The organism is Bifidobacterium mellis, from assembly GCF_000967265.1.
Taxonomy (GTDB): domain Bacteria; phylum Actinomycetota; class Actinomycetes; order Actinomycetales; family Bifidobacteriaceae; genus Bombiscardovia; species Bombiscardovia mellis.
In genome coordinates this window covers 598549-623699 of the sequence record NZ_KQ033885.1, presented here as the reverse complement: position 1 = coordinate 623699, position 25151 = coordinate 598549, and the positions used below count along the sequence as shown (strand labels likewise).

The following is a 25151-nucleotide window of genomic DNA, read 5'->3' as shown; positions in this document are numbered from 1 at the left end:
CTGCCTGCGCCTCCTGCTGGCTGTGGATGCTTCCCGCCCATTCTATGCGCGACCGACCCCGATTGAGGGCCGAAACAGCCGACTGTCACATCGGCCGAACGCACTACCATGGAACCAACATAGTCAGAACCGGAATTTCAAGGAGGCTGGACGTGACCGCATCCGCTCATGAGCATCTACAAGGAGACGCCGATCCCAAGAACGTGGACCTGGATGAGCAGAACATGGAGGACCGGGTGAACAACCGCACCCTGCGCCCCAACTCCCCCGCATTCCAGGAGTTCATGACCACTGGCTGGCAGCCCCAGGAGCCGCAGATCGAGCCGCTGGAGTCCAGCAAATACACCGAGCGCCGCCTGCGTGAGCTGGGCCAACGCTTCCCCGGTGAACGCCTGGTCATCCCCGCAGGATCCTACAAGACCCGAAACAACGACAACGACTACGCCTTCCGCCCAGACACCACCTTCGCCTACTACACGGGCCTGGGCGAGGACTACGAACCCGGAGCCATCCTGGTCCTGAACCCGGTGGACCCCGACAGTCCCGAGGCCGCCAAGGGCCTGACCCATACCCCTGAGCTCTTCGTCCATCCCCGGGCCGATCAGTCCACCCGCGACTACTACCGGTCCTCACAGTACGGGGAGTACTGGGTGGGTCCCCGGGCCGGGCTGCGGGAGCTGGCCGTCATGACCGGCATCCCCACCAAGGACATCGCCTCCTTCCCTGATGCCATCGCCAAGGATCTGGGACCGGACCAGGGTGCGGTCAAGCTGCGTGTGATCCGCACCGCCGACCAGGAGGTCCTGAACCAGGTGGAGGCCGCCCGCAAGGCCAACGGCATCGGCGGTCCGGACCGCAATGAGGAAGCCGACGACAAGCTCGAGGAGTTCACCTCCGAGGCCCGCATGATCAAGGACGACTATGAGGTCAGCGAGATGCGCAAGGCCATCGCCGCCACCAAGGACGGGTTCGACAGGATCCTGACCCACCTGCCCCAGGTGGTGGGCAAGCCCCGCTCCGAGCGGATGCTGGAGGGCGTCTTCAACGCCAACGCCCGCGAGAAGGGCAATGACGTGGGCTACGGGTCCATCATCGCCTCGGGCAAGCACGCCCCCATCCTGCACTGGATGCGCAACGACGGGACTGTCCAGAAGGGCGACCTGCTCCTGATCGACGCCGGCGTGGAGGTCAACAGCCTCTACACGGCCGACATCACCCGCACCTTCCCCGTAGGCGGCACCTTCAGCCCCCTGCAGAAGCGGATCTACCAGACCGTGCTCAAGGCCCAGCAGGCCGGCTTTGAGGCCGCCAAGCCCGGCGCCACCTACTCGGACATCCACCATGCCGTCATGCGGGTGCTGGCCGAAACACTGCACGAGTGGGGCATCCTCAAGGTCAGCGTGGAGGAGTCCCTCTCCCCCCAAGGCCAGCAGCACCGCCGCTGGCACGCCTGCGGATGCGCCCACCACCTGGGTCTGGACGTGCACGACTGCGCGGAGGCCAGGTACGAGTCCTACCAGGGTGCCCCCATCACCCCTGGGATGATCTTCACCATCGAGCCCGGACTCTACTTCAAGGAGAACGACCTGCTGGTGCCACCGGAGTTCCGCGGCCTCGGCGTACGCGTGGAGGACGACGTGCTCATGACCGAGCAGGGACCCCAGTGGCTGTCTGCAGGAATTCCCAAGACCGTGGAAGAGGTGGAGGCCTGGATGGCGCAGCGGGCTGCGCTGGCCGACCCGGACCGGGACTGACATATGCCCACCCCTGACTTCGTGCTCGAACTGCGCCGGTCCATAGGCCATGACCTGCTCTGGCTGAACGGCGTGACGGCCTTCGTCAGTGACGACCGGGGCCGCGTCCTGCTGGGTCGGCGCTCGGACACCGGCCAGTGGGCCCTGGTCTACGGGATCAACGAACCGGGCGAGGACCCGGCTGACACCGTGGTCCGCGAGGTCAAGGAGGAGACCGGGGTGGATGTGATCGTCACCGACCTGGCGGCGGTCACATCCTCCCGGGAGGTGGTCACCTATGCCAACGGTGACCGGACCATGTACATGGACCATCTGTTCATCTGCCGGCCCGACCCCAACGGCAATGCCGACCCCTTTGTGGGTGACGAGGAGAGCCTGTCAGTCGGCTGGTTCGACCCCGGGCAACTCCCAGCTCCGCTGGCCCAGACCACTGTGGAACGCATGGCCCGGGCGCGAACCTATCTGAAACGCCTGCAGGGCGGAGATGCCCACGCCCTCTTCAGGGTCGGCGGCAGGGAGCTGCCTACAGATTCCGACCAGTCCAATTCCGACCAGTCTCAGGCTGAGCATTGAACCTTTGGACTGCCCGGTCCTTGACGTATCAGTCCTTGACAGTTCAATCCGCGAAGAAATCCAGTGGATCGTCGATGAAGCGACGCAGGCCCACCAGTGCCGCCCCTTTGAGGGCCGGATAGTCGGCCTGGGTAGGGATGAGCACACGGATGTCCACGGCATCCCGGCCCAGGGTCAGCTGATTGAGTCGATCCTGCAGACGCTGGGCCAGGTTCCCCCCGAAGTGCGACCAGAATCCCCCCAGGATGACCGTATCCACGTCAACAATATTGATGGCGGAGGCGATGACCGAGATCATGGCATCGAGCCCGCGGTCGATGGCATCGACGGCCTTGGTATCACCCTGCTGCCAGCGCTGGTAGAGTTCCTCCATGGCCTGGGGCTTGACCGCCTCGGCTCCGGTGGCGATGCCGGCCGCCTCCACCAGGGCCCTACGCCCGGCATAGGTCTCCAGGCACCCACGGCGGCCGCAACGGCAGGTGGGTCCATTCAGATCCACCGAGGCATGGCCCAATTCGCCGGCGAACCCATGATCCCCGACCTCGACGGCCCCGCGCCGCACCACAGCCCCGCCGATGCCGATATCAGTCGAGATGTAGATAAAGGAGTCGGTGGGTGAAAGCGGCCCCTCATCTCCGCCGGCTGGACGCTGGGCGGCGTAGCCGGGAATCTGTGCCAGGGCTGCCAGACGCGCCTCGTTGCCCACTCGTGGAGACAGGCGGCGGACCAGGGGGAAGTCCTGCAGATCCAGACGCTCCCATCCCAGGTTTCGGGCCATAAGCAGGGTGGTGTCGCCGCCGACCAGTCCGGGCAGGGCCAGGCCCGAACCCACTGTGCGGTAGTGCCGACGTGACAGCTTACGTTCGATGGGCTCGGTCAGCTTCTCCAGGTTGGCGAAGACCTGGTCGGGTTCCGCATCGTGCATATCGTCCTTGACCCAGGCCGAATCAATCAGGGTGCCGTCAAGATCCATGGCCAGACAGCCGTAGCCGTCGGTATTGATCTGCAGGCCAAGACCGGCCCAGCGTCCGTGTGCGATGGACAGCGGGGTGCTGGGTCGGCCGTGGCTGCTCTGCGAGGCCTCAGGCTCCTCCTCACGCACCACCCGATTTTTGAGCAGGAGCCCTGCCAGGAGCGACATGGTGGCCTTGGTCAGCCCTGTGGCCTTGGCCAGATCCGCCCTGCTGAGCAAGGTAGGCGACCGCAGAATGGTGTCGATAATGACCGAGAGGTTGTGGTTCCTCAGATCATCCTGATTGATGGAGCGCAGGGCAGTCACGGTTCAACAACCTTTCATGAACGAACACAGGCCCGCTGAATCTGAGGCCTTTCAACATCTTACGTTCCAGCCTGACGGCAGGTAAGCCATTGAAACGCATCCGGACCACGGCCATTTAGTTTATCGATTTAATAATTAGGATACTATGATGGTATATTCCGTTGATCGGAGCCGGAAAGCGAGGAGGCTGACATGAATGAGATCCTGGTGGCGGGAGTGGACACATCGACCCAGTCCTGCAAGGTGAGGGTCACCGAAGCCCGGACCGGTCGGCTGGTCCGCTTCGGCAAGGCTCCTCACCCGGCAGGCACCAGCGTCGATCCCATGGCCTGGTGGAAGGCCTTTCAGCAGGCTTCTGCCCAGGCGGGAGGCCTGAATGATGTCTCGGCCATCAGCGTGGGCGGCCAGCAGCACGGCATGGTGCTGCTGGACCGCCAGGGGCAGGTGATCAGGGATGCCCTGCTCTGGAATGATACGCGTTCGGCTCCTGATGCCGACGATCTGATCATCTGGCTGGCCAGGTCCAGGACCGGCGAGGCTGGATGCGCTCAGGCGGAAAACGATGGGCCAAACAAGGACCCGGACCCGAATCAGGACCTGGCCATGCGGGGCAAGCAAGCCTGGGTTCGGGCTGTGGGCTCCTCGCCCGTAGCTTCGCTGACCATCACCAAGGTGGCCTGGGTCAGCCGGGTGGAGCCGAATCATGCCAGGGCCATCGCAGCCATATGCCTCCCCCACGACTGGCTGAGCTGGGTCATCGCCGGTCATGGACCCATGGCCGACCCGGGGACCGAACCCGGGCTGGAGGATCTCTTCACCGATCGCTCGGATGCCTCCGGCACCGGCTACTACGACCCAGCCGCCGACCGCTACCGGCGTGACCTGCTGGCCATGGCCCTGCCCGACGGCATGGCTGAGCGTGTGATTCTGCCTAAGGTTCTCGGCCCCCACCAGGTCGGAGCCAAGGCCGACCCCCGCATCGCCGGCAGAGATGTGCCCGGCGGCTGCATCATCGCACCGGGCGGAGGCGACAACGCCATGACGGCCCTGGGCCTGGCCATGCAGGTGGGCGACGTCTCCATCTCCCTGGGGACCTCGGGTGTCGCCGCAGCGGTCAGTCCGGTCCCCGCCTATGACATGAGCGCCTCGGTAACCGGATTCGCGGATGCCACCGGCCACTGGCTGCCCCTGGCCTGCACCATCAACGCGTCACGCATCCTGGATGCGGGCCTGGCCGCCCTGGGGACGGATTATGACGGTCTGGCCGAGCTGGCGGAGAAGTCTACGCCGGGTGCCGAAGGGATCACCCTGATCCCCTACTTCGACGGCGAGCGCACCCCCAACCGCCCGGATGCCCACGCCAGGCTGGAGGGGCTGACCCTGGCCAACACCACCCGTACCAACCTGGCCAGGGCATTTGTGGAAGGCCTGCTCTGCTCCCAGCGTGACTGCCTGGAGCTGCTGAAACGACTGGGCACCACGGTCTCCAGGATCCTCCTGGTCGGCGGCGGCGCCAAGTCCCCAGCGGTCAGAGCCTATGCCCCGGGAATCCTGGGCATGGATGTGCAGCTGCCCCGGCCGGACGAGTATGTGGCCATCGGTGCGGCCCGTCAGGCGGCCTGGGCTCTGACCGGGGATGAGGAGCCACCCGTCTGGCCGGTGGACGTCGAGACCACGCTGACGGGAGCCCCCTGCGAGCAGGTCTACCAGCAGTACCTGCGCTGGCGGGGATGAAAGGCCCCGCCAGCCTGTGTCACTTGGAACGGACCCGCAGATGCAGTCCGAAGTCCAGATCGGTTTCATCCAGGCGGTAGGCGGGAGCCAGCTCGGGTCCGCAGCTGTTGGAACCTACGCCGCTTGTGGCATAGTCCAGGCAGAGCACGGTCGAGCCGCATTCCTCCAGCTCATGGTCGTGCCCCTTGGCGGTCAGCTCCTCCTGAGTATAGGGGGAGCAGTTGAAGCTGATGGGCCCATCCCCCGCCGCCTGCAGCAGGGAGCGGTCATCCTCAACCAGGACGTAGTCGCAGCCATAGTGGGAACCGTTCTCCTGAGGACGCAGGTAGTGCTCGACCATGCCTTGTGCAGTGTCATGGAAAACGCCGTAGTGGCTGGCATGATGCATGTCCCGGTAGCTCTCGTAGGGCCCATAGCCGCAGTAGGTGACCCGCTGCAGGCTCTTGGGCAGGAAGAGCCGCAGGCCGAACCTGGGCAGATAGGGGAATTCGGGATCCCTATGCAACTCCATCTTGAGGTCCAGCCCACCCTGGTCACTCAGGGTCCAGGTGGCGAGGATGCTGCCCATGGGCTGAATGAATGGCGCCACCAGGGACAGTTCGGCTTCAATTGTGGTCAATCCCCTGCCCTGGTCGGTCTGCAGCTGGCAGGATAGGGCCCTGGTGCCAGCCCGGTCGTATTCGGCCTTGCGCCATTCCTTCTTGATGGTGGCATCATTGTCGGTGGGCGCCCGCCAGAGGTTGACCTCCATAGGAGCGGTCAGCAGGGAACGGTTGTCGATGCTCATGGATTCCACCATGCCGGTGCGGCGGTTGAAGACGTAGCGCCAGTCGGCCCCCTCCACATCGAAGCGGGCATCAGTCTGCCTGACCACCGGCCGGTGGGCGCCCCGGACTCCGCTGCCGGGATTGGCACTGATGACCCTGGCCACGCCGTTGGGACGTTCAGACATACCCATATCGGCAGCTTCAAGCTGATCGAAGCCCAACGGATGCCCTTGGGGAAGCACTGGATCGGCCTTGGCCAAGGCGTACTCCACAAGCAGGGTCAGACGGCCCTTCTCAGGAGGATCCATGGTCGGCAGACCCACGGTGCCTTCAGCATGTGGGGCGATGTGCAGGCCGGTCCCCCGGCCAAGCTCCGGCGTTCCGGAGACCACCGGCTCCCCATCACACAGAAGGGTCCACTTCAGGCTCAGATATTCATCCAGGAAGGTGAAGTCCAGATAGTTGTGCAGGGTGAGCAGCCGGGTCCGGGGATCGTAGCCGACCAGACGTGCTGGGCGGAAGACGTTCTTGAACTCCCTGAGGCCGGTGTGGGGCCGCCGGTCGGGGTAGACCAGGCCGTCCATGCAGAAATTGGCATCGTTGGGGTACTCGCCGTGGTCGCCACCGTAGGTATAGATCCGACGGCCCTTGCGGTCCCTGCCCTGGTCGATGGCATGGTCGGCCCACTCCCAGACGCAGCCGCCCAGAAGCCCTGGATAGGCCTGGATGACCCGGAAGTAGTCCTCCAGATCCCCGGGGCCCAACCCCATGGCATGGCAGTACTCGCAGAGGAAGTAAGGCTTCCGGCCCCCATCCCCGTCATCCCCGTGGCTGCTGATGCCGTGAGGACCCTCCGGCGTGAAGTAGTCCTCGATTTGCTTGATGCTGGGATACATCCGCGAGGTGATGTCCAGATTGCTGTAGTCCAGGTCCTGCCGGGGCGAGCCGTGGATGGCCGACTCGTAGTGGGTCAGACGGGAGGGGTCCCGCGACTTGGTCCAGGCCAGAGCCGCCTCGATGCCGCAGCCATAGCCGCTTTCGTTGCCCATGGACCAGATCAGAATCGAAGGATGGTTCTTGTCCCGCTCCACGCTGCGCTGGACCCGGTCGACGATGGCCTTGGTGAAGCGCGGCTCGTCGGCGATGCGACCATTCCAGTAATCGGGTTCCTTCCAGTCCGGACCGTGGTAGAGGGTCTCAATGCCATGGGTCTCCAGGTCGGCCTCGGCGATCAGATAGAAGCCCAGCTGGTCGTAGAGGGCGTAATACTGGGGGCTGTTGGGGTAATGGGAGGTGCGGATGGCGTTGACGTTATGCTCTTTCATCAGGGTCAGGTCGCGCATGATCTGCTTCTGATCGATGGCGAAGCCGGTGCGCGGATCCCCGTCATGCCGGTTGACCCCATGGATCTTGATGGGGCTGCCGTTGACCTTGACCACCCGGCCGTCCACGCTGATGGTGCGCAGGCCGATGTACTCGGTGATGACCTCGCCGGAATCGTCGGCGTCGGGTGCGCTGGCCCTGGTCGATAGGGTCAGTCGGTAGAGTTCAGGATCCTCTGCGTTCCAGAGACGAGGATGGCTGACTTCCAGGACAAATTGCTCAGGCTCCTTGCAACCCGTCAGCTCGGCCCGGGCCACCTCCACCCCATCGGGGTCGGTGAGCAGAGCCTGGACGTCAAGGGCGGCATCGGCCTGGCCCGATACGCCGGTCGGATCCAGGTCCAGGGTCACCCTGGCATGACCCATGTCCTCGTCCAGCTCGGTGTGGACGAACCAGTCGCGCAGACGCGCCTTGGGCCGACGCAGGATGTAGACATCGCGGAAGATGCCACTCATACGGAACTTGTCCTGGTCCTCCAGATAGCTGCCGTCGCACCACTTGAGCACCAGAACGGCCAGCTGGTTGTGGCCCGGCCGCAGGTGGTCGGTCACATCGAACTCGCTGGTGGCGTGGGAGACCTGGCTGTAGCCGATCAGGTCCCCGTTGACCCAGAGGTAGAAGCAGGAGTCCACCCCCTCGAAATTGAGCAGGGCCCGGGGCGCTGAGGGGTCAGGCTCGTAGTCGAAGGCGCGCAGGTAGACGCCGCAGGGATTGTCGGCCGGCACCCTGGGCGGATCGAAGGGGAAGGGATAACGCACGTTGGTGTACTGGGGGTTGTCATAGCCTTGGGTCTGCCAGACGCCCGGCACATGGATGGGCTGGTACACCCCTCGACCAGCATCCCTGGAAGGGCTGTAGTCGTCTTCGAAGAAGACCGGATCCTCGGCCTCGGTGGCGGACTGGACCTCGGCATCCAGCTGGTCGATGCTGGCGTAATAGCGAAAATCCCAGTCCCCATCCAGGTCCAGGTACCGGTCGGAGCGCCTGCGCAGGTCGCCACGCGTGTCCATGGGGGTGCCGGCCGGCACGAAGTAGGCACGGTTGGGCTCGGTCCCCACATGCAGCGTGGCCGGATCCTCGTAATAACGTGGTATGAACATGACGACTCCATCCTCTTCGGCGGCCTTGGCAGCAGACGTTTCACAGGTATGACTGTTTACGCTCACATGCGACCATGATACCGGTTACATAGCACACCATTCCCGGCAGTTGTCACGGGTTTCATCGAACCGGACGCGCCGTGCTCTCGCGGATTACCAGCTTGGGGGTCAGGATACGGCGGTTGCCCCCCACCTGCTCCCCCCGGAAGATCTTCAGAAGCAGGTTGGCCACCTTGGTGCCGTAGAGCCCGGCATCACGATGGACCGACGTGATGGAGGGATAGGTGCTCTGGCAGATGAAGCTGTCCTCGAAGCTGACCATGGCCGGCAGACTCATATAAACCGAGTCAGTGGCCGCAATAACATTATCAGATCCTGGCACAGTTGCGGATGCCATCCTGTGTTCCAGCATTACGCGCAGACTGGCCGCCGCCATGATCTCGTTCTCATAGATAAAAGCCGTATACGGATTCTTCCCCGATGACAGACGAAGAGTAAGGGCGGCGGCCTTATCAGGCGTGAAATCCGTGAACTCCACCTTCGGTTCCCCGAGGTTCTTCCGACGGACGAATTCCCGGAATGAAGAGACACGAGCGCGGCTATAGTCGAGGTTCGCGTCCCCCGACAAGTAGGCGATCCGGACATGTCCACGCGAACTCAGATGGTCCATGATCGTCGTCATAGTTCGGGAATCGTCGATGGACAACGAGGGCAGGTAGTTGTCCGAGTCGGGCCCCCCGGCCAACACAGCGGGCAGGCCCAGATTATGCAGGAGCCGGGGCCTGGGATCATCGGAGAGAAGGTCCACCAGTACCACCCCATCGACCCGCTTGCGTCTGGCCCAGTCCCTGTAGGTGTCCAGCTCCTCATCCAGGGTGACGCAGGGGCGGAAGAGCAGGCCGTAGCCCGACCGGCTCAGGGAGGCATGTATGCCGGCCATGAAATGCAGCATGAAGCCTTCGGTCTGGAAGGCATCCATGGAACGGGCTGGGGCAAAGCCCACTGTCATGGTCCTGGAACTGCCCAGAGCCTGGGCGGCATATGCTGGTTTCCAACCCATTCTGGCAGCTGCTTCGCGAACCCTGCGCTTGGTCTGGTCGGAGACTCCGGGCTTGTCATTGATGGCGAAGGAGACAGCGGTCTGGGATATCCCCAGTTCGTTGGCTATGTCCTTGAGGCTGACCCTGGCATCATCCATCTCCCTGTGAACGGACGAGCCCGTTCTGGCTTCTGTTTCTCCGCCATCAGACTCGCCGCCCATGCGCCACCTCATATCAACCATCCTCGTCGACACCCGTGATCCGGCTCGGCCGACTCAGCAAGCCAGACTGCCTGCCACACGCCTGAGGCGCACACGAATATCGGCCTTTAACCCTAACTTAGACCCTCATCCGCACAAAACCGTGGCCCACAACCTCGTCTGAGGCCGAAGAGCTTGTTATCGCTCACATTCCAGCCTCAGATGAGAGCAGGAGCCGAATCGGGAAGCCGGGTATGCCGCGGTCAGGACTTTTTCCGCAGGAGGGAGGGGTCGGATACGGCGCTATAGGTGCTTCCGCCAACAGATTTGACGGCGATGCACTCACTGATGCCCCTGTCCTGCAGCCAGCTCCTATCCGCCGCATGCAGGGAGGTGACCAGGGCCGGCCTTGAACCTTGACGGCTGAGTTCCATCCACTTGTTGAAGATGGACCCGCCGGGCGCACAGGCAGATCTGAGCAAGGGATCATCGTTCTCGTCCACATCCACGACCAAAGCCGTGGACCTGGGCCGAGAATCCTCCTTGCCGGAGTAGTCCTTCACCGCCTGGGCGAAGGCCTGGCCTATGGGCTTGAGGTGCTTCTCTTGATCGAACAGACCCAGCTGATGCTCAAAGGGAGGAAAATCACCGAACCGCTGGTCGACGTCATGCGAGCACCACCAGGTGATGCCGAACATGTCGCCGCAGTCGAGAGCATGCTCCACTGAAGACCTGCAAAAGTCAGCGGTCTGCTCTGCGCCCATTACATTGAGCGGTGCACCGATCTCCTGCACCCAAACCTGCCGATGGGGCTGATCGGCAAAAGCCTTTGAAAGCTCCACCAGATACTCGGCATGCCGCGTGCTCTCCTCGGCCAAGGGGCCGCACTCCTGGGCGGCGCCGTTGAAAACCCAGGAATGAATGCAGGTCATATCTCCGATGTTGGACGCATATCGCGGAAGAAAGGCGTGGCCATCCTGATACCAGGTCGCGTCGTTTTCGGAATGCAGAAGCACGCGGCCTTCCTGGGACGCCCTCTCCTTCAACGGGTTCAACAGCTGCAGCAGCCAGCCTTCAGCCTCCTTGGAGGTGGAGGGCATCCGGCGCGGATGGACACGGTCGGTAAACTGGTTGCACTCGTTTCCGATGGTCAGACCGCGGAAATGCGGCAGGTCCGCCAGGGCCTCATAGACCGCAGCGACCAACCGGGCCTGCGCCTGGACTGCGTCCGGATCCGTGAACATATTGGTTTCATGCCATGAGACCAGCCAGGAGGGCACGAAGTCAAAACTGGACATGTGCCCTTGGATGACATCCGAATAGACATCCAGTCCTCGCTCATCCGCCATGGCGGCCATATGCCTCAGGTCGTCCAGGCCGGCATCGTTGATCCAGGTCCTGTTGGGCTGGAGAATCGTCCACAGCGGGAAGATGCGGATATGGTCCAGCCCAATGGACGCAATGTCGTCGAGGTCTTCGGCGACGGCATCCCAATCCGGATGCAGCCAGAAATAAAACCAGTTGTGGGAGGGGGTGTAATTGACTCCAAATTTCATGATGACGCTATCCCTTGATGCCACCCTGTTCCAGACCACGGAAGAAGTAGCGTTGGAAGCAGGCGAAGAAGACCAGAATCGGTATCAGGGAGACCAGCGCCCCCGCTGCTATCAATCTGGGATCCGAAACGAACATGCCCTTGAGTCGGTTCATGCCCAGTGTGAGCGTGTAGTTGGACTCGTCGGAAATGACAATCAGAGGCCAGAGGAAATCATTCCAGGCGCCCACGAATGCGAAGATGCCGACGACGGTCATGGTGCCTTTGACCTGGGGCACGCATATCCGGTAGAACCGCTGCCAAAGATTGGCTCCGTCCACCTCGGCCGCCTCCTCCAGCTCATCCGGGATGCCCTTGAAGGCATTGGTCATGAGCAGAATATTGACGGCGCCCACCATGCCTGGAAGGGCGACGGCCAACAGGGTGTTCTGCAGGCCGACGCTTCTGACGATCAGGAACTGGGAGATGACCACACCCTCGACGGGGATGACCATGGTGCCCATGAAAATAGTGAAGAGCATGTTGCGCCCGCGCCACTTGAGCCGGCCCAGCGCGTATCCGGCCATGGTCGAGAAGATGACGTTGCCACCGATGGAAAGAATGGCGACGATCACCGTGTTCAGCATGTACCGGAAGACCGGAACCTGCCTGAATACGGATAGATAATTGTTCCAGGTGGGCGTCTTCGGGATGATATAGGGCGGAACCGCATAGACATTGTCGCCCTTGCCCTTGAAGGAGAGCGAGAGCTCCCAGACGAAGGGCCCCACCAGCAGGATGAAGACCAGTATGAGCACAAGATACTGAATGACCTTGCCAACAGTGACTTTGGAGTGACCGCTTTTCATGAGTCCTCCCCCCGCTTCTGGATAATCTGCTGCAGAATCAGCATGGCTCCGACAACAACCAGAACAATCAGTGACAAAGCGCTGGCATAGCCCGTCCTGGCCTGGATGCCCGTGCCCTCCCTCTGGATGAGCATGGACATGGTGATGTCCTCGCCGCCGGGACCAGCCGTGCCGTTGGTGAGCACGTAGATCTCGTTGAACACGCGGAAGGCCGCAATGGTGGACAGCATCATGATCAGCACGATGGTGGATCTCACTCCTGGGATGGTGACATACAGGAATTGCCTTATCGGGCCTGCCCCATCCAGTGAGGCGGCCTCGTAGAGGGAGATATCGATGTTGGCCAGCGCGGTCAGGTAGATGACCATGTAGTATCCCAGACCCAGCCAGATGGTGACGAACATGGATGTGAACAGTATCAGCCAGCGATCGCTGAGGAATGGAATCGGGCTGTGGATGATGTGCAAGGACTCCAGAACCGAATTGACCAGCCCCTTGGGATCCAACAGGTTGGTCCAGATCATTCCCACCACCACTGCTGACATGACCACAGGAGTGTAGAAGGAGGTTCTGAAGAACCCCATGATTCTGGAGTTCCCTTTGACCAGGTTGGCCAGCATCAGGGGAAGGATGACCATAAAGGGGACCACACAGACCACGTAGAGGGTGGAATTGAGCAACGCGGTCCAGAAATAGTCGTCATGCACAATCTTTACGAAGTTCTCGATGCCCACGAACTTGCCCGGGCGCAGCAGCGTGGAATCAGTAAAGGCCAGCCGGCAGGTATTCAGCGCAGCTACGATGACGAAGATGAAAACGATGGCAAAGGCCGGGAAGACAAACAGGTAGGGGGCCAGGGCCGTGGTCCAGTGGGTCCCCTTGCCGCCTTGGACCCCGGCCTGGGACCCACCGTGCCGGCCGAGGGCGGAAGCCTTCGGCCGGATGGCGGAAGAGTCGGTGCGGCACATAGTTACTGCAGCTTCTCGTTGGCGTACTTGACGGCCTTGTCCAAGGACTCCTTGGCTGTCTGCTTGCCCTGCAGGGCCAGAGCGGCCTGCTGTTGCAGGTAACGGTTGCCATTGGCATCGGTGAACTCGGCAGGACGGCTTGAGTATCCATTCTTTACGGAGTTCAGAGTGATCTTCAGGGCCTTGCCCTGAACATCGCTGGTGTCGATGTTGGCATAGTAGGGATCATCAAGACCGCCCTTGCTGGAGGGGAAGGTGTTGGACTTCTTGGCGAATTCCAGCTGGTTCTTGGCATTGGTCACATACTGGACGAAGTCCAGAGCGAGCGTCTTGTTCTTGGTCTGGGCGTTGACGGCCAGCATCTCAAAGGCCAGGCTGGCGGACTTGCCCTGATCGCTGATCTTGGTTCCCACAGCCAAATGCTTGTACAGGTCAGGAGAATTCTGCTTGAAGTCCGCTGCCGAGTAGGCGCTGCCGCCCATGGCCACGATGGAGCCCTTCTGGAAGAACTCGCCCTGCTGAGACCACTGTGCGCTCAGAGCCTCCGGCGGGATTCCCTTCTTGTTATACAGGTCGACGAAGCGCTGCAGGTGCTTGACGGCATCAGGGGAATTGAAGACGTACTTGGTGTGGTCCTTGTTCATGATGGAGATGCCGGCCGATGCATAGTCATCGACGGAGCTTCCCATCATGGTGGACATGTAGGCCCCACAGCCGCTATTGACCATGGTGTCCGCCTGAGAGAAGTAGTCGTCCCAGGTCACAGGCAGCTTGTTGGGGTCCAGTCCACACTTCTGCATGAGCTCAGTGTTGTAATAGGTCGGTCCATCGTTGACGTACCAGGGGAAGCCGTAGGCTCCCTCCTCGATGTCCTTGCCCTTGAAGGTGACTGCATCCCAGGCATTCTTGTAGTAGTTGTTCTGGGCCTTGGGAGCTTCCTTGCTGATGTTCATCAGGGCTCCGGCCTTGGCCAGACCGTACATCAGTGAGGGACCTGCATCGATGATGTCAGGCAAGGAATTGGCTGCTGCGTCGGCGGACAGCTTCTGTTCATAGTTGTCCGAGGGCTGATCGATCCACTTGATGGTGGTGCCGGGATGCGACTTCTCATAGGCCGAAATCAGGTTTTTGAAATACGGAGTGTACTTGTCGTTCTTCAGGTTCCAGGTCTGGAAGGAGATCTCGCCTGACGGCTTGCCGTCCTTCGACCCGCCTGAACTGCTGTTGCTTCCTCCGCACGCCGCCAACGAACCCGCCATGGCAGTCGCGCAGATCAATACTGCTAACTTCTTCAGTGCTCTCATCGGAGCTTCCTTTCTTTTTTACTACTCACTTCTTTGTGGAGCTTCCGGCCGGTCCAAAACGACGAGCGAACCGGCCGGACAGACACCCTTGGTCAGGCGATTCAGCGCCTGGAGAGTCTCAATGTGGTGAACTGGAAGGGAACAAGATCCAGCAAGGCCCCATCAGCTTGTGCACCCTGTTCGGAGCACAGGCCTGGCCGCACACCCTCGGGCACAGGACCATTCTCCAGGGAGTTGGTCTCTTTCACAGTCGTCCCCTGCAGGACGGATCCTGTGCGCAGCCTGGCCTTGGAGGGCGAAGAATCCGGGTTGTAGACCCTGACGATCACATCGCCGCTGTCGTCATCAGCCGTCTTGATCCAGTCGATGACGGTAGTGCCCTGAATATCCTCGACACCAGCCAGGGGCTCAACGGCAGGCAGTCCATGATGGAAGACCGGCGCGTTGAGGGCATAGGCTGCTTGCAGAATGTCAGCCTGGGTGTCCCCAGGGACGATGGACCAGGCAAAGCTGTGCTTGCCCCTATCGGTATGCGGATCGGGAAAGACCGGAGCCGACAGGAGGGTCAGCCTGACCAAGGTGCCTGCCTCTTTGCCAGCCTTCTCGTCGTAGTGAATCGGTGTGGTGTCGCCGCCGTATGTCGAAGCGTTGACCACGCCAACAGCAAGGTCGTCGTCGCTGATCCTGACGAATCGGTGCGTGCAGCTCTCGAACTGAGCCTCTTCAGCGGCGTTGTTCTTCTGAATGGGCCTATCGATGAAGCCGTACTGGCACTCGAATTGCGCGTACCTGGCCTGAACGGCGACGGGAATGTCCACCTTGAGCAGCTGCTCATCCTGGTGCCAATCCACGTCAGCAGTGAAGTCCAACTGCCTGCCGCCCGGGGTCAGCCCGATTGTGGTCACGATGGTGGTCTCCCCATGCCGACGCGATACCCGAACACCGGATTCCAAGGCCTCCATGGTGACTGGGTCATCGACCGGAGCAGCGGTCAGCAGGGCATCACGTTCCAGATCCCAGGCATCCCACATGTAGGGCTCGTCCTTGAAGAGCTCGTATCCGCCCACCGAGGAGCCCTGCGGAACCAGATCCCTGCCGGAGGTCCTGTCAAGAATGGAATGAACCTCGCCATCCGAAGCGACGACGGCACGGATAAGACCGTTGTCCATGACGAATCCATCGCCCTCTTGACTGACCTGGACAGGCTGGATGCCCTCAGGCCCCTCCTGGGCATGGACTGGTCCAACAGCCTCCCAGGCCGTCTGACCCTTGCCCTCCATGGGTATCAGCTTGGCATCGGACACCATGGAAGCCTGTGGTTGTGCGGAGGCTATGACGCGGGCAGCCTCATCGCCGATCTGCTCCAGACGGGCGATGTCCCTGTGGTAGTCTTCCCTGGCCAGCCTGTGCACCCAGGAAATGGCGGAACCCGGAAGAATGTCATGGAACTGGTTGAGCAGAAGCGTGCGCCAGATCTCGTCCAGCTCCTGACGGGGGTAGGTGTAGGAGTCATCGACCAAGCCGGCGTAGGCGCACAGGTATTCGACCGTGCGCAGCATGGCCTCCTCCTGCCGGCAGCCCCGCTTCATATCCTGCTGGGAGGTCAGAGTCTTACGGTGCAGCTCCAGATAGAGCTCGCCCTTCCAGACGGGCATCTCGGAACCGGCCTCCTTGCGGATTTCCTCCTCTGACTGCCGGAAGAAGTCTTCAGGGGCCTGATACCGCACCTTGGCCGACCCCTCAACGTCATGCAGACGGTCATAGCGTCCCAGCATCTCCCTGGTGGTGCCGCCGCCGCCATCTCCATAGCCGAACAGGACCAGGGCCCTGGTCGAGATGTCCTTGTCCTGGTAGTTCTCTTCGGAGTGATTGAGCTCCCGGGCCGTCATGTTGGAGGCATAGGTATCCATGGGAGGAAAATGCGTGAAGATGGCAGTGCCGTCGATGCCCTGCCAATCAAAGGTATGGTGCGGGAATTTGGTCGTATCGTTCCAGGAGATCTTCTGCGAGAGGAATGAAGTCATTCCTGCACGGCGGGCAATCTGAGGGAACTGGCCCGTATAGCCGAAGCTGTCCGGCTCCCAGACCACTGTCGTATCCACCCCCAGATGCTCCCGGTAGTACCGCTTGCCATAGGTGAACTGACGGGTCAACGACTCCCCTGAGGGCAGCATGCCGTCGGATTCCACCCACATCCCTCCGACGGGGATGAACCTACCTTCCTGGATGCGTTGCTTGACACGGGCGAAAAGATCAGGATGATCCTCCTCCAGCCATGCATACTGCTGGGGCGAGCTCATGGCATAGATGAATTGAGGGTCGCGCTCCATCAGCGCAAGCATGTTCGATACCGTCCGCGCCACCTTGCGCCTGGTCTCCCGCTTGGGCCAGAGCCAGGCGGAGTCAATATGGGAGTGCCCCACTGCCGCATGATCCAGGGCGCTGGGGGTCGCCGGCACTGCCAGCACACCGGCCAGGGCCTGTCGAGCCGGTGCTAATGTGGTCAGGTCACGCTCATCGTAGATATTCAGCGAACGCTGCAGGGCCTTGCCCAGACGCCAGTACCGAGGTTGGCTCTCGTTGCATTCACGGATCAGCTGGGCTGTGACCTCAAGATCCATATAGTAGTTCCATGCCTCATGGTCAAAATGGCAGACATCCATCTGCTTGAGGACATTGGGTTCATCGGCGCGTCCCGTGGTTCCCTCGCCCAGCTGCGTCTCCACGAATGCGGGGGTTCCAAGCAAGAGCGGATTGCAGGCCGCTTCCAGATAGATGGTAAAGGTTCCATCAGCGTCGATGACCGAAGCTTCGTCATGTGTCGGATTCCCATCCAGGTCAGTGCCGTCAAGCGGAATCCAGCGGTTGCGGGGATTGACGGCCTTGATGATCGAACCATCACTCCTATATGCCTGGGCCTCAAAGTGACCGCCCGGCGCATCCGGATGCCAGTCCAGGTCGACCACCAGCTCGATAGGAGCCCTGGTCGCCCAGTCGGCATCGACGCGACCGGTCACCTCCATCCAGGTGGTCCCCCAGGTCGTGCCCCAGGTATCCCCCAAGGAGAGAGGCCGGAAGTCCACACTCTTGCTCTGTACTTTCTTGAAGAACTCCGATGACGGTATCGGTTCCCCGGAAATGACGAAAGAGCGGACTTGGACCTTGCCCATGGGCCGCTCAATCTTCGGTAGCACGCGTTGACGCATGACACGATCGCACTTGTCAAGCACGCGTTCTATCTTCAGCTGCATCCTCACAACCTCCTCGTAGGTCCGCTTCGCATCTCTACTAAAGCGGTTTAGTTCAATTGTACCCTATCCAATATCCAAAGATATGGCCCCCAACAAAATAGCGCGTTTCTATTCACAAGTTCGAAAAGTCGGTATAAGCCCAGATTCCACCAGGATGGATACCTGACGAAGGGCGGTATCACGACATTTTGGGACCTTCAACTGCTTTGAGAAAACCCATTGACCTATCAAGACTTGCAGCCTCCGAGCACACCTCAGCCTTATGTTGTAGCTCCCGGAAATGGCCCTTGTTCACTGTTCGCGAATTGGCAGCTCTCAAGGGTATATATCCGAGATCGTTTCCCCCAATATGTTGAATCGGCACTAGCAATCGGGAAAGCCCTCAACAATACAAGAGGGTCCAGGTGCCGGAAGGCAGAAGGACCCTCGATTTTCAGATGGTCATCACTTCTTGTTCATGGCTGCCGAAAGGGCCTTGGTCCATTCGAAGGTCGTAGGTTGAAGCTTGTCGTCGCCACGACGCACTCCATCCCTATCGACGGCATACTCAAAAATGCCGCCTTTTTGTGCGCCATCGGCCCCGCCGTCAGGCTCCCAAAGAGCGTACTGCATGGCCCTGCTGGTTGACATCGGCTCTTCGGTGTCATACCACCATCCGCCACGCTCTTCATAGAACGAGAAACCCGGAATGTACTGCCTGCTCTTGATTGTGCCCTTGTAGGTCTCCCAATCCCGCTGGAGGGCTCCGACCGAACGCCCGTAGGCATCGGCGAAGACGTAAGAGACTACGTCGGACACTCCCCTATAAAGGCTGTTGGTTCCGGGCTTGTTGGTGTTGTAGGCAAAGATGGAACTCGGCTCAGGTGACTTGGGCCCGTAGTAACTCGACATGGCCCTGAGAACCCCTGTGGCTCGTTGAACGTCAGTGGAGGTCATGCTCGCCTCTGCGTTGACAACAAAGCCGTCCAGTCCAGGGAAGTAAAGATAGGACTTCTTGAGCTCGCTGGCGCGTTTGGCGTACCCCTCTGCGTTGCTCTCCATGGGCGAAAGGGACTGATGATCATGAGGGTCGTTGAAATCATCCTTATAGAAGAGGCTGATATCCAGACTCCTGATCACTTTTGTACCCTGCTTGTGCAGGGACTCAATCTGCCCAGGAAGAGTGTCCCAGAAGGCCTGAGTGGTCTCCGGGTTGGGGAAGGCGATGGCTATGTCCACCTGCTTGGGCAGATCCGACATCGAGTTGAAATTGACAGTCGGATCCGAATGCGTATCCCTCCAGGCCCTGAAATAGGCGACGGTCATCTCGTGGGTCTTCCCCTGAACAGCAGGCTCGGCCCAGGCAGTAGCCGCCCCTATCGCAGACGTTCCGGCTAAGGCCAATATGGCCATTGATGCCGTTAACAATCTCCGGATTTTCATGGTTGATCTCTTTTCAAACTTGCCTTTGCTTTAACTGAAGCAGATAAAATGTCGATTTCCTCCTCTCTGTGGCATCGACGCTTCGTCTCTACTCCTTGACCGCACCGGCAAGCAGGGTTTGGTTGCCAATGTATCTATTCGTGACTTCGTAAATAATCAGAATAGGTATTGAATACAGCAGGGAGAAAGCTGCCAGCTGGCCGTAGGCAACCGTGCCATGCTGCCCGAAGAAGGTGTATATACTGACGGCTGCCGGCTCCTTATCCGGAGACATCAGAAGCATGAAGGGAACGAAGAAGTTCCCCCAGTTCCCGGCGAATTCCGAAATAAAGATGACCAGAAGCGATGGGACCATCAGAGGCACGACCACATGGAACAAGGCCTGCATCCTCGTGGCTCCATCCACCCAAGCGGCTTCTTCCAAGGTAACCGGCACTGAATCCATGAAATTCTTCATCATGAAGATGCCTTGCGGCAATCCGCAGGCAGTCATGAAAAGAACAGTCCCGGTCAGTGAATCAATCAGATGAAGCTGGACGAATATCCCGTATACAGGGACCATCATGGCTGTAATCGGCAGACAGCTGGCGAAGAGGATGGCGTTGACGGTCCGGTTGGTGGTCTTTGAACGGAATCTGGATAGAGGGTAGGCTGCCAGGACTGAAAAAGTCACCACCAGGACCGATGTGCCAATACTGATGATCAGCGAGTTGACGATAGGCAACCCGAAGGTCTGCATGTTGAATACCTTGACGAAGTTCTGGAAGGAAAAACCCAAGTTGAACGAAGACAGGGTCGCATGCGTGTTGAAGGAGGCCACCAGCAGCCAGAGCATGGGCGCAGCGAAAAGAAACCCTATCAGGGCTGTCAGTACCGCAGCGGCCAGTTTCATCCAGTCATATCTGTGTGGTGCGTTCATCCGTGGATCAAGAGTGGCTTCAGTCTTCATCATTCGTCCTTAGCAACTTGATATAGAGCACCGAGAATAGGGCACCCACAACGACCAATATCACCGAGATGGCGGTTCCATATCCCAACTTCGAGAAGTTGAAAGCCTCCAGGTAGGCGAGAACGGGAAGGGTGCTCGAATTCGTGCCTGGCCCCCCGCCCGTCAGCACAATGATGATGCTGAAGACAGAGAGTGTCTGCAGGGTGATCAACATCAGATTGGTAAGAATCGAGTGCCGCATGATAGGTAGCTTGATTCTGAAGAAAGACTGCCAGGCATTCGCGCCGTCTATCTCAGCAGCTTCAATAACATCCTTGGAGATGTCGTTCAGAGCAGCTTGATAGATGAGCATTGAAAAGGCGGTGCCGCGCCAGACATTCACAATGATGACGATGGTCATTGGATGGTAGTAGAGAAGGGCCGACCAATCGGCTCCCACCACCTTGCCCAAAGCGTCAAGAGTGCCTCCGCCAGCAAAGAGCGCGTAGGCGCAGTAGCACCCGACTATATCCGGAATGACCCAAGCCAAAACAACTATTGAGTCAACGACCTTCGTCAGTCTTCTGGGCGCTTTTTGACTGAGCAGAGCCAAGACCATACCCAGTATGTTCTGCCCAATTAGTGCCGAGGCCAGAATTAGAAGGATGGTCAGCCACAGGGACTTGGGGAAAACAGGATCCGTAAAGAGCGTCACATAGTTCTTCAGACCAACAAAGTGTGGGTTGACAGCCGTTGAACCAACCATTGAATAGTCGGTCAGCGAGGCATACAGGGACCATATGATTGGGCCAAGCAGGAAAATCACCATCATCGCCGCTGCTGGCAGAATCGGGGTGTAGTGCCCAGCGTTTATCAATTTCTTTCTTGTGCTGCTATTCATTTTCTTCTCTCAGTCGCGAAAGAAAACCCGCGAATGGAATTCGGTTACTTCGCGGCTTGCGTATGATCGGCACCTACGGTTTTGGCTATCGCAGAATCGTATTCAGCTGCTGCATCCTTGACTGACTTCTGGCCGGTCAATACGCTTTCCGTGGCTATTGCGACCTGGTCGGAAACCTCTTTGTACTGGGAGTTCGCCGGCCTGTACTGACTGTACTTGGCCAAATCCGTGAAGAACTTGATAGTGGGATTGGATCCCAGGTACTTCTTGTCTTGCTCTACGTCCTTGCGCACCGCGATCGATCCGGAGATTGTGTCGTACGCGGCAGCATGCTTCTCATTTTGGAAAACTTTGAGTGCCTTGAAAGCAAGATCAGGATTCTGCGTATGGCTGGACAGCGCCAGGCCCCAACCGCCAGACATGGAAATCAGACCAGGCTTCTGCCCGTTCTGAGTTGGGAATCCACACCAGCCTATATGCTTCTGCCAGTCGGTCCATTCGCTGTCGCCGCCGGGCATCCACGATGAAGCCAGCCAGTTGCCCTCGATCGACATACCAAGTTTGGACTGAGGCATCCACTGTTGCCCGACCTTGTCACCAAGCTGAGGATCCAGAGCCTGCTGGGGCGTGGGCGCCAGACCCTTGCTGTAAATATCCTTGATGAACTGTAGGGAGTCTTTGAATTGCTTGGAACCAGTGACCCACTTCTGAGTCTTGGTGTTGTATAGTGTGCCACCCTTGGTTCCGTAAAGAAGCATATCGAAGCCCTGCATGACTGAGACCTCTCCCAGAGGACGGCCGGCATAGAGGTTCATCGGTATTACATCAGGCTGCGTTTTCTTGATCTTCGTCGCTGCATCAATCACCTCATCCCAGGATTTAGGCTGCCAGTCGTCACTCAGGCCGGCCTTCTTGAGAATGTCCTTGTTATACCAGATGCCCCTGGTGTCAGTACCCAGAGGCACCGCATAGATTTTTCCATCATCGGCTTTGCCGGCGTTCTTGGAACTGTCAAAATACTGCGACCAGTCCTTCCACCCTTTCAGTTGGTCATCAATGGGCTTCAGGTAACCAGCTGCGACATAGGGACGGATCATTTCCGTGTCAAGGATCATGAGGTCTGGAGCGGTTTTTTCGGATTTGCTCATCAAGGCCAGCTTGCTGCCGTAGTCATCCCCGTTCGACTTGATAGGCTCCAGCTTCAAAGTAGCGCCTTTATTCTCAGACTCAAACTGAGCTTTGACGTCTTTCATCCACTTGCTTATGGCACTGGTGTCTCCGGTGGCCTGGTAGGCAAACTTGACTGTTTTCTTATCCGATTCGGAAGAGCCGCACGACGATAAAATCCCGACGCTGGTAGCTGCGGCCAGCAACATGACTGATATCTTTCCTAGTTTATTCATGAGAGACTCCTTTGTTCTCCAATTCTTCTTTCAAATAGTGCATGGTTTTAAAATCGGTTCGCCGCAACCGATCGTCACCTTGGGCAACCCCATCGCGATCTATTGCATAGGCGAACAGTCCCCCCGTGCGGTACGCATCAAACGGATGCCAGGATAGGAGATCTTTGACCCTGCTTCCTTCAATCGGATACGTGACATCACCCCATCGAGGGCCTCCTTCTTCATAGAATGAAAAACCAGTGACGAATTTCGAAGCAGGGACAAAGTCGCGAACCTGCTCGAAAAGTCCCTGAATACGACGAACATCCATGCCATAGGTGTCGGCAAAGTAATAGGAGCAATCCTGATAGACCTGAGCAATCAGACTGGTCTGAGGCAGAAGAATATCCTGATCGAAGATCATGAGGCGTGAGGACGCTGAACCCGGTCCCCACTTTCTCGCCAAAGCGTGAAACACCTCGGCGACGGCAGCCATTTGCTCGGACTCAGGTTCATGATCGACATCAATCACCAGGCCGTCGTAGTCAAAGGGCTCCAGGTAGTTGGCAATTATCTCGTCCGCACGGCGATCTGGTCCGCCGTTTTCTGCGCCAAGCCTGGCAAAAGTGTGGACTTTGCCGCAATCCTCGTAGGCATCCCGATAGAGGCAGTCCAAAAACAAGGTTCTGACCACCTTTGTGCCCTGCGCATGAAGTTTTTCAATGTAGGCCGGCAGAGCGACCCAGAAATCATCATCGACTTCTCCATTGGTGATGATTGACACAAGATCCAGGTCTGCAGGCACATCGCCAAGTGAAATCGAACCCCTTTTCGGCTTTCCGCAGTTATCGTGCCAGGCGCGGTAATAACCGGCCAAAATAGGTCCTGGTTCGTCACTTTCGCGATTACCGTCTGGCCTGCCCTCTGCCTCATTCGACATCGACAACCTCCATGTTGTTCGCAGTAGTTCTTCGATGATCTACTAAAGCGATTTAGTTCCATTATAGCCCTTTACCACACAAGAGCCACAAAAATCCTCGGAAACACAGAAAAGTTGCTGAGAAGAACAGAAATGCAGTTCTCCAGGAATGGCCATTCCTCAAGCCTTAGGCATTACTCAGATCAGAAAATCCCCGCTTTGTTTTTCCGCAGACACTTCCGAGTGTCTCCTCACGATGACATACAGGAATTCCGGGTAGCCGAAAGCGCACGAGAAAACCCTGCCCGACGGGGCGAATTCCGTCGTACAGGGTTGAGCGATGCTTAGCTAAAGCTCAGGCCTGGGCCAGAGCCTCGACGATGTAGTTGTTGATGGTGGCCTTGACCACTTCAAGATGGTCGGACTTGTCGGCGGCGATCAGTTCGGCCTGCGGCTTGTCAAGGCTGTACTCCTCAAGGGAGGCCAGCGTGGCCGTGCCGTCCTCAACCGTGGCGCCGATGCCAGACTCGAAGGAGGAGTAACGCTCCTGCTGCAGCTGCTCGATGTAGCCGTCCTCATGCATCTTGGCCGCGACCAGCAGACCGGCGGCATAGGTGTCCATGCCCACGATGTGGGTCCTGAAGAGGTCCTCAGGCAGGAAGGAGGAACGGCGCGGCTTGGCGTCGAAGTTCAGACCTCCGCGGGGCCCGATGCTCCCGTTGGCCAGCACCTCCCACATGACGGCGGTGGCATCGTAGAGGTCCGAGGGGAACTCGTCCATGTCCCAGCCGATCAGCTTGTCGCCCTGGTTGGCATCCAAGGATCCCAGGAATCCGGCCTCGCGGGCCACGCGGACCTCATGCTGATATGTATGCATGGCCAGGTTGGCATGATTGCCCTCGATATTGAGCTTGAAGTTATCCTGCAGATCGTAGGTGCGCAGGAAGTTGATGGTGGTGGCCGCGTCGTAGTCATACTGGTGTAGCGTGGGCTCCTTGGGCTTGGGCTCGATCAGGAACTGCGCGTCGAAGCCGATCTCCTTGGCGTAGTCCACGCACATGTGGAAGAGGGCGGCCATATGGTCCTGCTCCTCCTTCATACGGGTGTTCCAGAGGGATTCGTAGCCCTCGCGGCCGCCCCAGAATACGTAGTTCTCGGCACCCAGCCGCTTGCCGATCTCCAGGCTGTGCTTGAGCTGTCCTGCCGAGTAGGCGTAGATGTCAGCGAAGGGCGAGGTGCCGGCGCCGGCCTCGAAGCGGGGGTTGGTGAAGAGCGACGAGGTGTTCCAGAGCAGCTTGACCCCGGTGTCCTTCATGGCGGCCTCGATTCGGTCGATCACCTTGTCAAGATTGGCATCGGTCTCACGCAGGGTGTCGCCCTCGGGAGCCAGGTCGCGGTCATGGAAGCAGAAGAACTCGACCCCAAGCTTGGTGAAGAGCTCGAAGGCGTAGTCCACCTTGGCCAGCGCCTGATCCATGGGATCGGTGTAGCGGTAGTAGGGCCTCTGCGCGGTGGGATCTCCGAAGGGATCCACCAGGCCCTGGTTGAAGGTGTGCCACCATGCCACAGCGAAGCGCAGCCAGTCCTTCATAGGCTTGCCGGCCACCACCTTGTTCTTGTCGTAATAACGGAAACCCAGGCCTTCCTTCACGCCCTGGCGACCCACGTACTCGATCTTGTCGACGTCCCACAGACCCATCCGAAATGCTCCTTTGCCTATTGCATCTGCCTTTACGGCGTTCACAGGGGAGGAAACCAGTTCCTGCCTCCTGAACACCAAGAGTAGGGGGACGGATCGATTTTGTCAATTCGTTGAATTATATGGATGTGGTATTGCCAACCC

The 25151-nt window shown here is 59.4% G+C and carries 17 protein-coding genes; 3 read left to right on the top strand and 14 right to left on the bottom strand.

The window, feature by feature from the left end; all coding sequences use genetic code 11:
- Positions 1 to 152: 152 nt before the first annotated feature.
- A complete protein-coding gene (locus tag JF70_RS02815) occupies positions 153 to 1754 on the top strand; it encodes an aminopeptidase P family protein (protein WP_082069360.1) in 1602 nt (533 codons plus the stop codon).
- A 3-nt stretch (positions 1755 to 1757) separates the two neighbouring features.
- Complete coding sequence (locus tag JF70_RS02810; protein ID WP_045935215.1) at positions 1758 to 2327, top strand: NUDIX hydrolase; 570 nt, start codon at positions 1758 to 1760, stop codon at positions 2325 to 2327.
- A gap of 43 nt (positions 2328 to 2370) precedes the next feature.
- Here the strand turns inward: JF70_RS02810 and JF70_RS02805 are convergent, their stop codons facing one another.
- A complete protein-coding gene (locus JF70_RS02805; protein ID WP_045935214.1) occupies positions 2371 to 3606 on the bottom strand; it encodes an ROK family protein in 1236 nt (411 codons plus the stop codon).
- Positions 3607 to 3798: 192 nt separating this feature from the next.
- Here JF70_RS02805 and JF70_RS02800 point away from each other — a divergent pair, with 192 nt between their 5' ends.
- Entirely contained in the window at positions 3799 to 5340 is a 1542-nt protein-coding gene (locus tag JF70_RS02800) for a xylulokinase (protein ID WP_045935213.1), read from the top strand.
- 19 nt (positions 5341 to 5359) lie between these two features.
- Here the strand turns inward: JF70_RS02800 and JF70_RS02795 are convergent, their stop codons facing one another.
- The 13 genes from JF70_RS02795 to xylA all read right to left on the bottom strand — a co-directional run bounded on the left by JF70_RS02795 (position 5360) and on the right by xylA (position 25007).
- Positions 5360 to 8590, bottom strand: a complete 3231-nt coding sequence (locus tag JF70_RS02795; RefSeq protein ID WP_045935212.1) for a glycoside hydrolase family 2 TIM barrel-domain containing protein — start codon at positions 8588 to 8590, stop codon at positions 5360 to 5362.
- 121 nt (positions 8591 to 8711) lie between these two features.
- Positions 8712 to 9788, bottom strand: a complete 1077-nt coding sequence (locus tag JF70_RS02790; RefSeq protein WP_045935211.1) for a LacI family DNA-binding transcriptional regulator — start codon at positions 9786 to 9788, stop codon at positions 8712 to 8714.
- A gap of 305 nt (positions 9789 to 10093) precedes the next feature.
- Positions 10094 to 11386 (bottom strand): glycoside hydrolase 5 family protein, encoded by a 1293-nt coding sequence (locus JF70_RS02785; RefSeq protein ID WP_045935210.1) that lies wholly within the window; start codon positions 11384 to 11386, stop codon positions 10094 to 10096.
- 7 nt (positions 11387 to 11393) lie between these two features.
- The gene (locus JF70_RS02780; RefSeq protein WP_045935209.1) at positions 11394 to 12233 is read right to left on the bottom strand and encodes a carbohydrate ABC transporter permease; all 840 of its coding nucleotides are present in this window, start codon (positions 12231 to 12233) and stop codon (positions 11394 to 11396) included.
- Complete coding sequence (locus tag JF70_RS02775) at positions 12230 to 13201, bottom strand: carbohydrate ABC transporter permease (RefSeq protein ID WP_082069359.1); 972 nt, start codon at positions 13199 to 13201, stop codon at positions 12230 to 12232. Before JF70_RS02775 ends, JF70_RS02780 begins: the two co-directional genes overlap by 4 nt.
- Positions 13202 to 13203: 2 nt before the next feature.
- The gene (locus tag JF70_RS02770; protein WP_045935208.1) at positions 13204 to 14505 is read right to left on the bottom strand and encodes an ABC transporter substrate-binding protein; all 1302 of its coding nucleotides are present in this window, start codon (positions 14503 to 14505) and stop codon (positions 13204 to 13206) included.
- Between the two features lie 101 nt (positions 14506 to 14606).
- Positions 14607 to 17756: an alpha-mannosidase gene (locus JF70_RS02765; protein ID WP_045935207.1), complete on the bottom strand. Its 3150-nt coding sequence runs from the start codon at positions 17754 to 17756 to the stop codon at positions 14607 to 14609.
- A gap of 444 nt (positions 17757 to 18200) precedes the next feature.
- Positions 18201 to 19178: an EndoS/ChiA family endoglycosidase gene (locus tag JF70_RS02760; RefSeq protein WP_156149575.1), complete on the bottom strand. Its 978-nt coding sequence runs from the start codon at positions 19176 to 19178 to the stop codon at positions 18201 to 18203.
- Between the two features lie 88 nt (positions 19179 to 19266).
- The gene (locus JF70_RS02755) at positions 19267 to 20127 is read right to left on the bottom strand and encodes a carbohydrate ABC transporter permease (protein WP_045935206.1); all 861 of its coding nucleotides are present in this window, start codon (positions 20125 to 20127) and stop codon (positions 19267 to 19269) included.
- Positions 20117 to 21007 carry a carbohydrate ABC transporter permease gene (locus tag JF70_RS02750; RefSeq protein WP_045935205.1) on the bottom strand — a complete coding sequence of 297 codons (891 nt, stop codon included), beginning with the start codon at positions 21005 to 21007 and terminating at the stop codon, positions 20117 to 20119. The genes JF70_RS02755 and JF70_RS02750 overlap by 11 nt, the downstream gene beginning before the upstream one ends.
- A gap of 44 nt (positions 21008 to 21051) precedes the next feature.
- Entirely contained in the window at positions 21052 to 22410 is a 1359-nt protein-coding gene (locus tag JF70_RS02745) for an extracellular solute-binding protein (RefSeq protein WP_045935204.1), read from the bottom strand.
- Positions 22403 to 23329: an EndoS/ChiA family endoglycosidase gene (locus JF70_RS02740; RefSeq protein WP_045935203.1), complete on the bottom strand. Its 927-nt coding sequence runs from the start codon at positions 23327 to 23329 to the stop codon at positions 22403 to 22405. The genes JF70_RS02745 and JF70_RS02740 overlap by 8 nt, the downstream gene beginning before the upstream one ends.
- A gap of 334 nt (positions 23330 to 23663) precedes the next feature.
- On the bottom strand, positions 23664 to 25007 hold the full coding sequence (gene xylA, locus JF70_RS02735; protein WP_045935202.1) for a xylose isomerase: 1344 nt from the start codon (positions 25005 to 25007) through the stop codon (positions 23664 to 23666).
- Positions 25008 to 25151: the final 144 nt, after the last annotated feature.

What these genes read in the sequence shown, in the direction of transcription:
- JF70_RS02795 (WP_045935212.1), bottom strand. Translation starts at nt 8,590, where the DNA reads ATGTTCATACCACGTTATTACGAGGATCCGGCCACGCTGCATGTGGGG.
- JF70_RS02790 (WP_045935211.1), bottom strand. Translation starts at nt 9,788, where the DNA reads ATGGATGATGCCAGGGTCAGCCTCAAGGACATAGCCAACGAACTGGGG.
- JF70_RS02785 (WP_045935210.1), bottom strand. Translation starts at nt 11,386, where the DNA reads ATGAAATTTGGAGTCAATTACACCCCCTCCCACAACTGGTTTTATTTC.
- JF70_RS02765 (WP_045935207.1), bottom strand. Translation starts at nt 17,756, where the DNA reads ATGCAGCTGAAGATAGAACGCGTGCTTGACAAGTGCGATCGTGTCATG.
- JF70_RS02740 (WP_045935203.1), bottom strand. Translation starts at nt 23,329, where the DNA reads ATGTCGAATGAGGCAGAGGGCAGGCCAGACGGTAATCGCGAAAGTGAC.
- JF70_RS02775 (WP_082069359.1), bottom strand. Translation starts at nt 13,201, where the DNA reads ATGTGCCGCACCGACTCTTCCGCCATCCGGCCGAAGGCTTCCGCCCTC.
- JF70_RS02755 (WP_045935206.1), bottom strand. Translation starts at nt 20,127, where the DNA reads ATGAAGACTGAAGCCACTCTTGATCCACGGATGAACGCACCACACAGA.
- xylA (WP_045935202.1), bottom strand. Translation starts at nt 25,007, where the DNA reads ATGGGTCTGTGGGACGTCGACAAGATCGAGTACGTGGGTCGCCAGGGC.
- JF70_RS02810 (WP_045935215.1), top strand. Translation starts at nt 1,758, where the DNA reads ATGCCCACCCCTGACTTCGTGCTCGAACTGCGCCGGTCCATAGGCCAT.
- JF70_RS02780 (WP_045935209.1), bottom strand. Translation starts at nt 12,233, where the DNA reads ATGAAAAGCGGTCACTCCAAAGTCACTGTTGGCAAGGTCATTCAGTAT.
- JF70_RS02760 (WP_156149575.1), bottom strand. Translation starts at nt 19,178, where the DNA reads ATGAAAATCCGGAGATTGTTAACGGCATCAATGGCCATATTGGCCTTA.
- JF70_RS02745 (WP_045935204.1), bottom strand. Translation starts at nt 22,410, where the DNA reads ATGAATAAACTAGGAAAGATATCAGTCATGTTGCTGGCCGCAGCTACC.
- JF70_RS02800 (WP_045935213.1), top strand. Translation starts at nt 3,799, where the DNA reads ATGAATGAGATCCTGGTGGCGGGAGTGGACACATCGACCCAGTCCTGC.
- JF70_RS02770 (WP_045935208.1), bottom strand. Translation starts at nt 14,505, where the DNA reads ATGAGAGCACTGAAGAAGTTAGCAGTATTGATCTGCGCGACTGCCATG.
- JF70_RS02750 (WP_045935205.1), bottom strand. Translation starts at nt 21,007, where the DNA reads ATGAATAGCAGCACAAGAAAGAAATTGATAAACGCTGGGCACTACACC.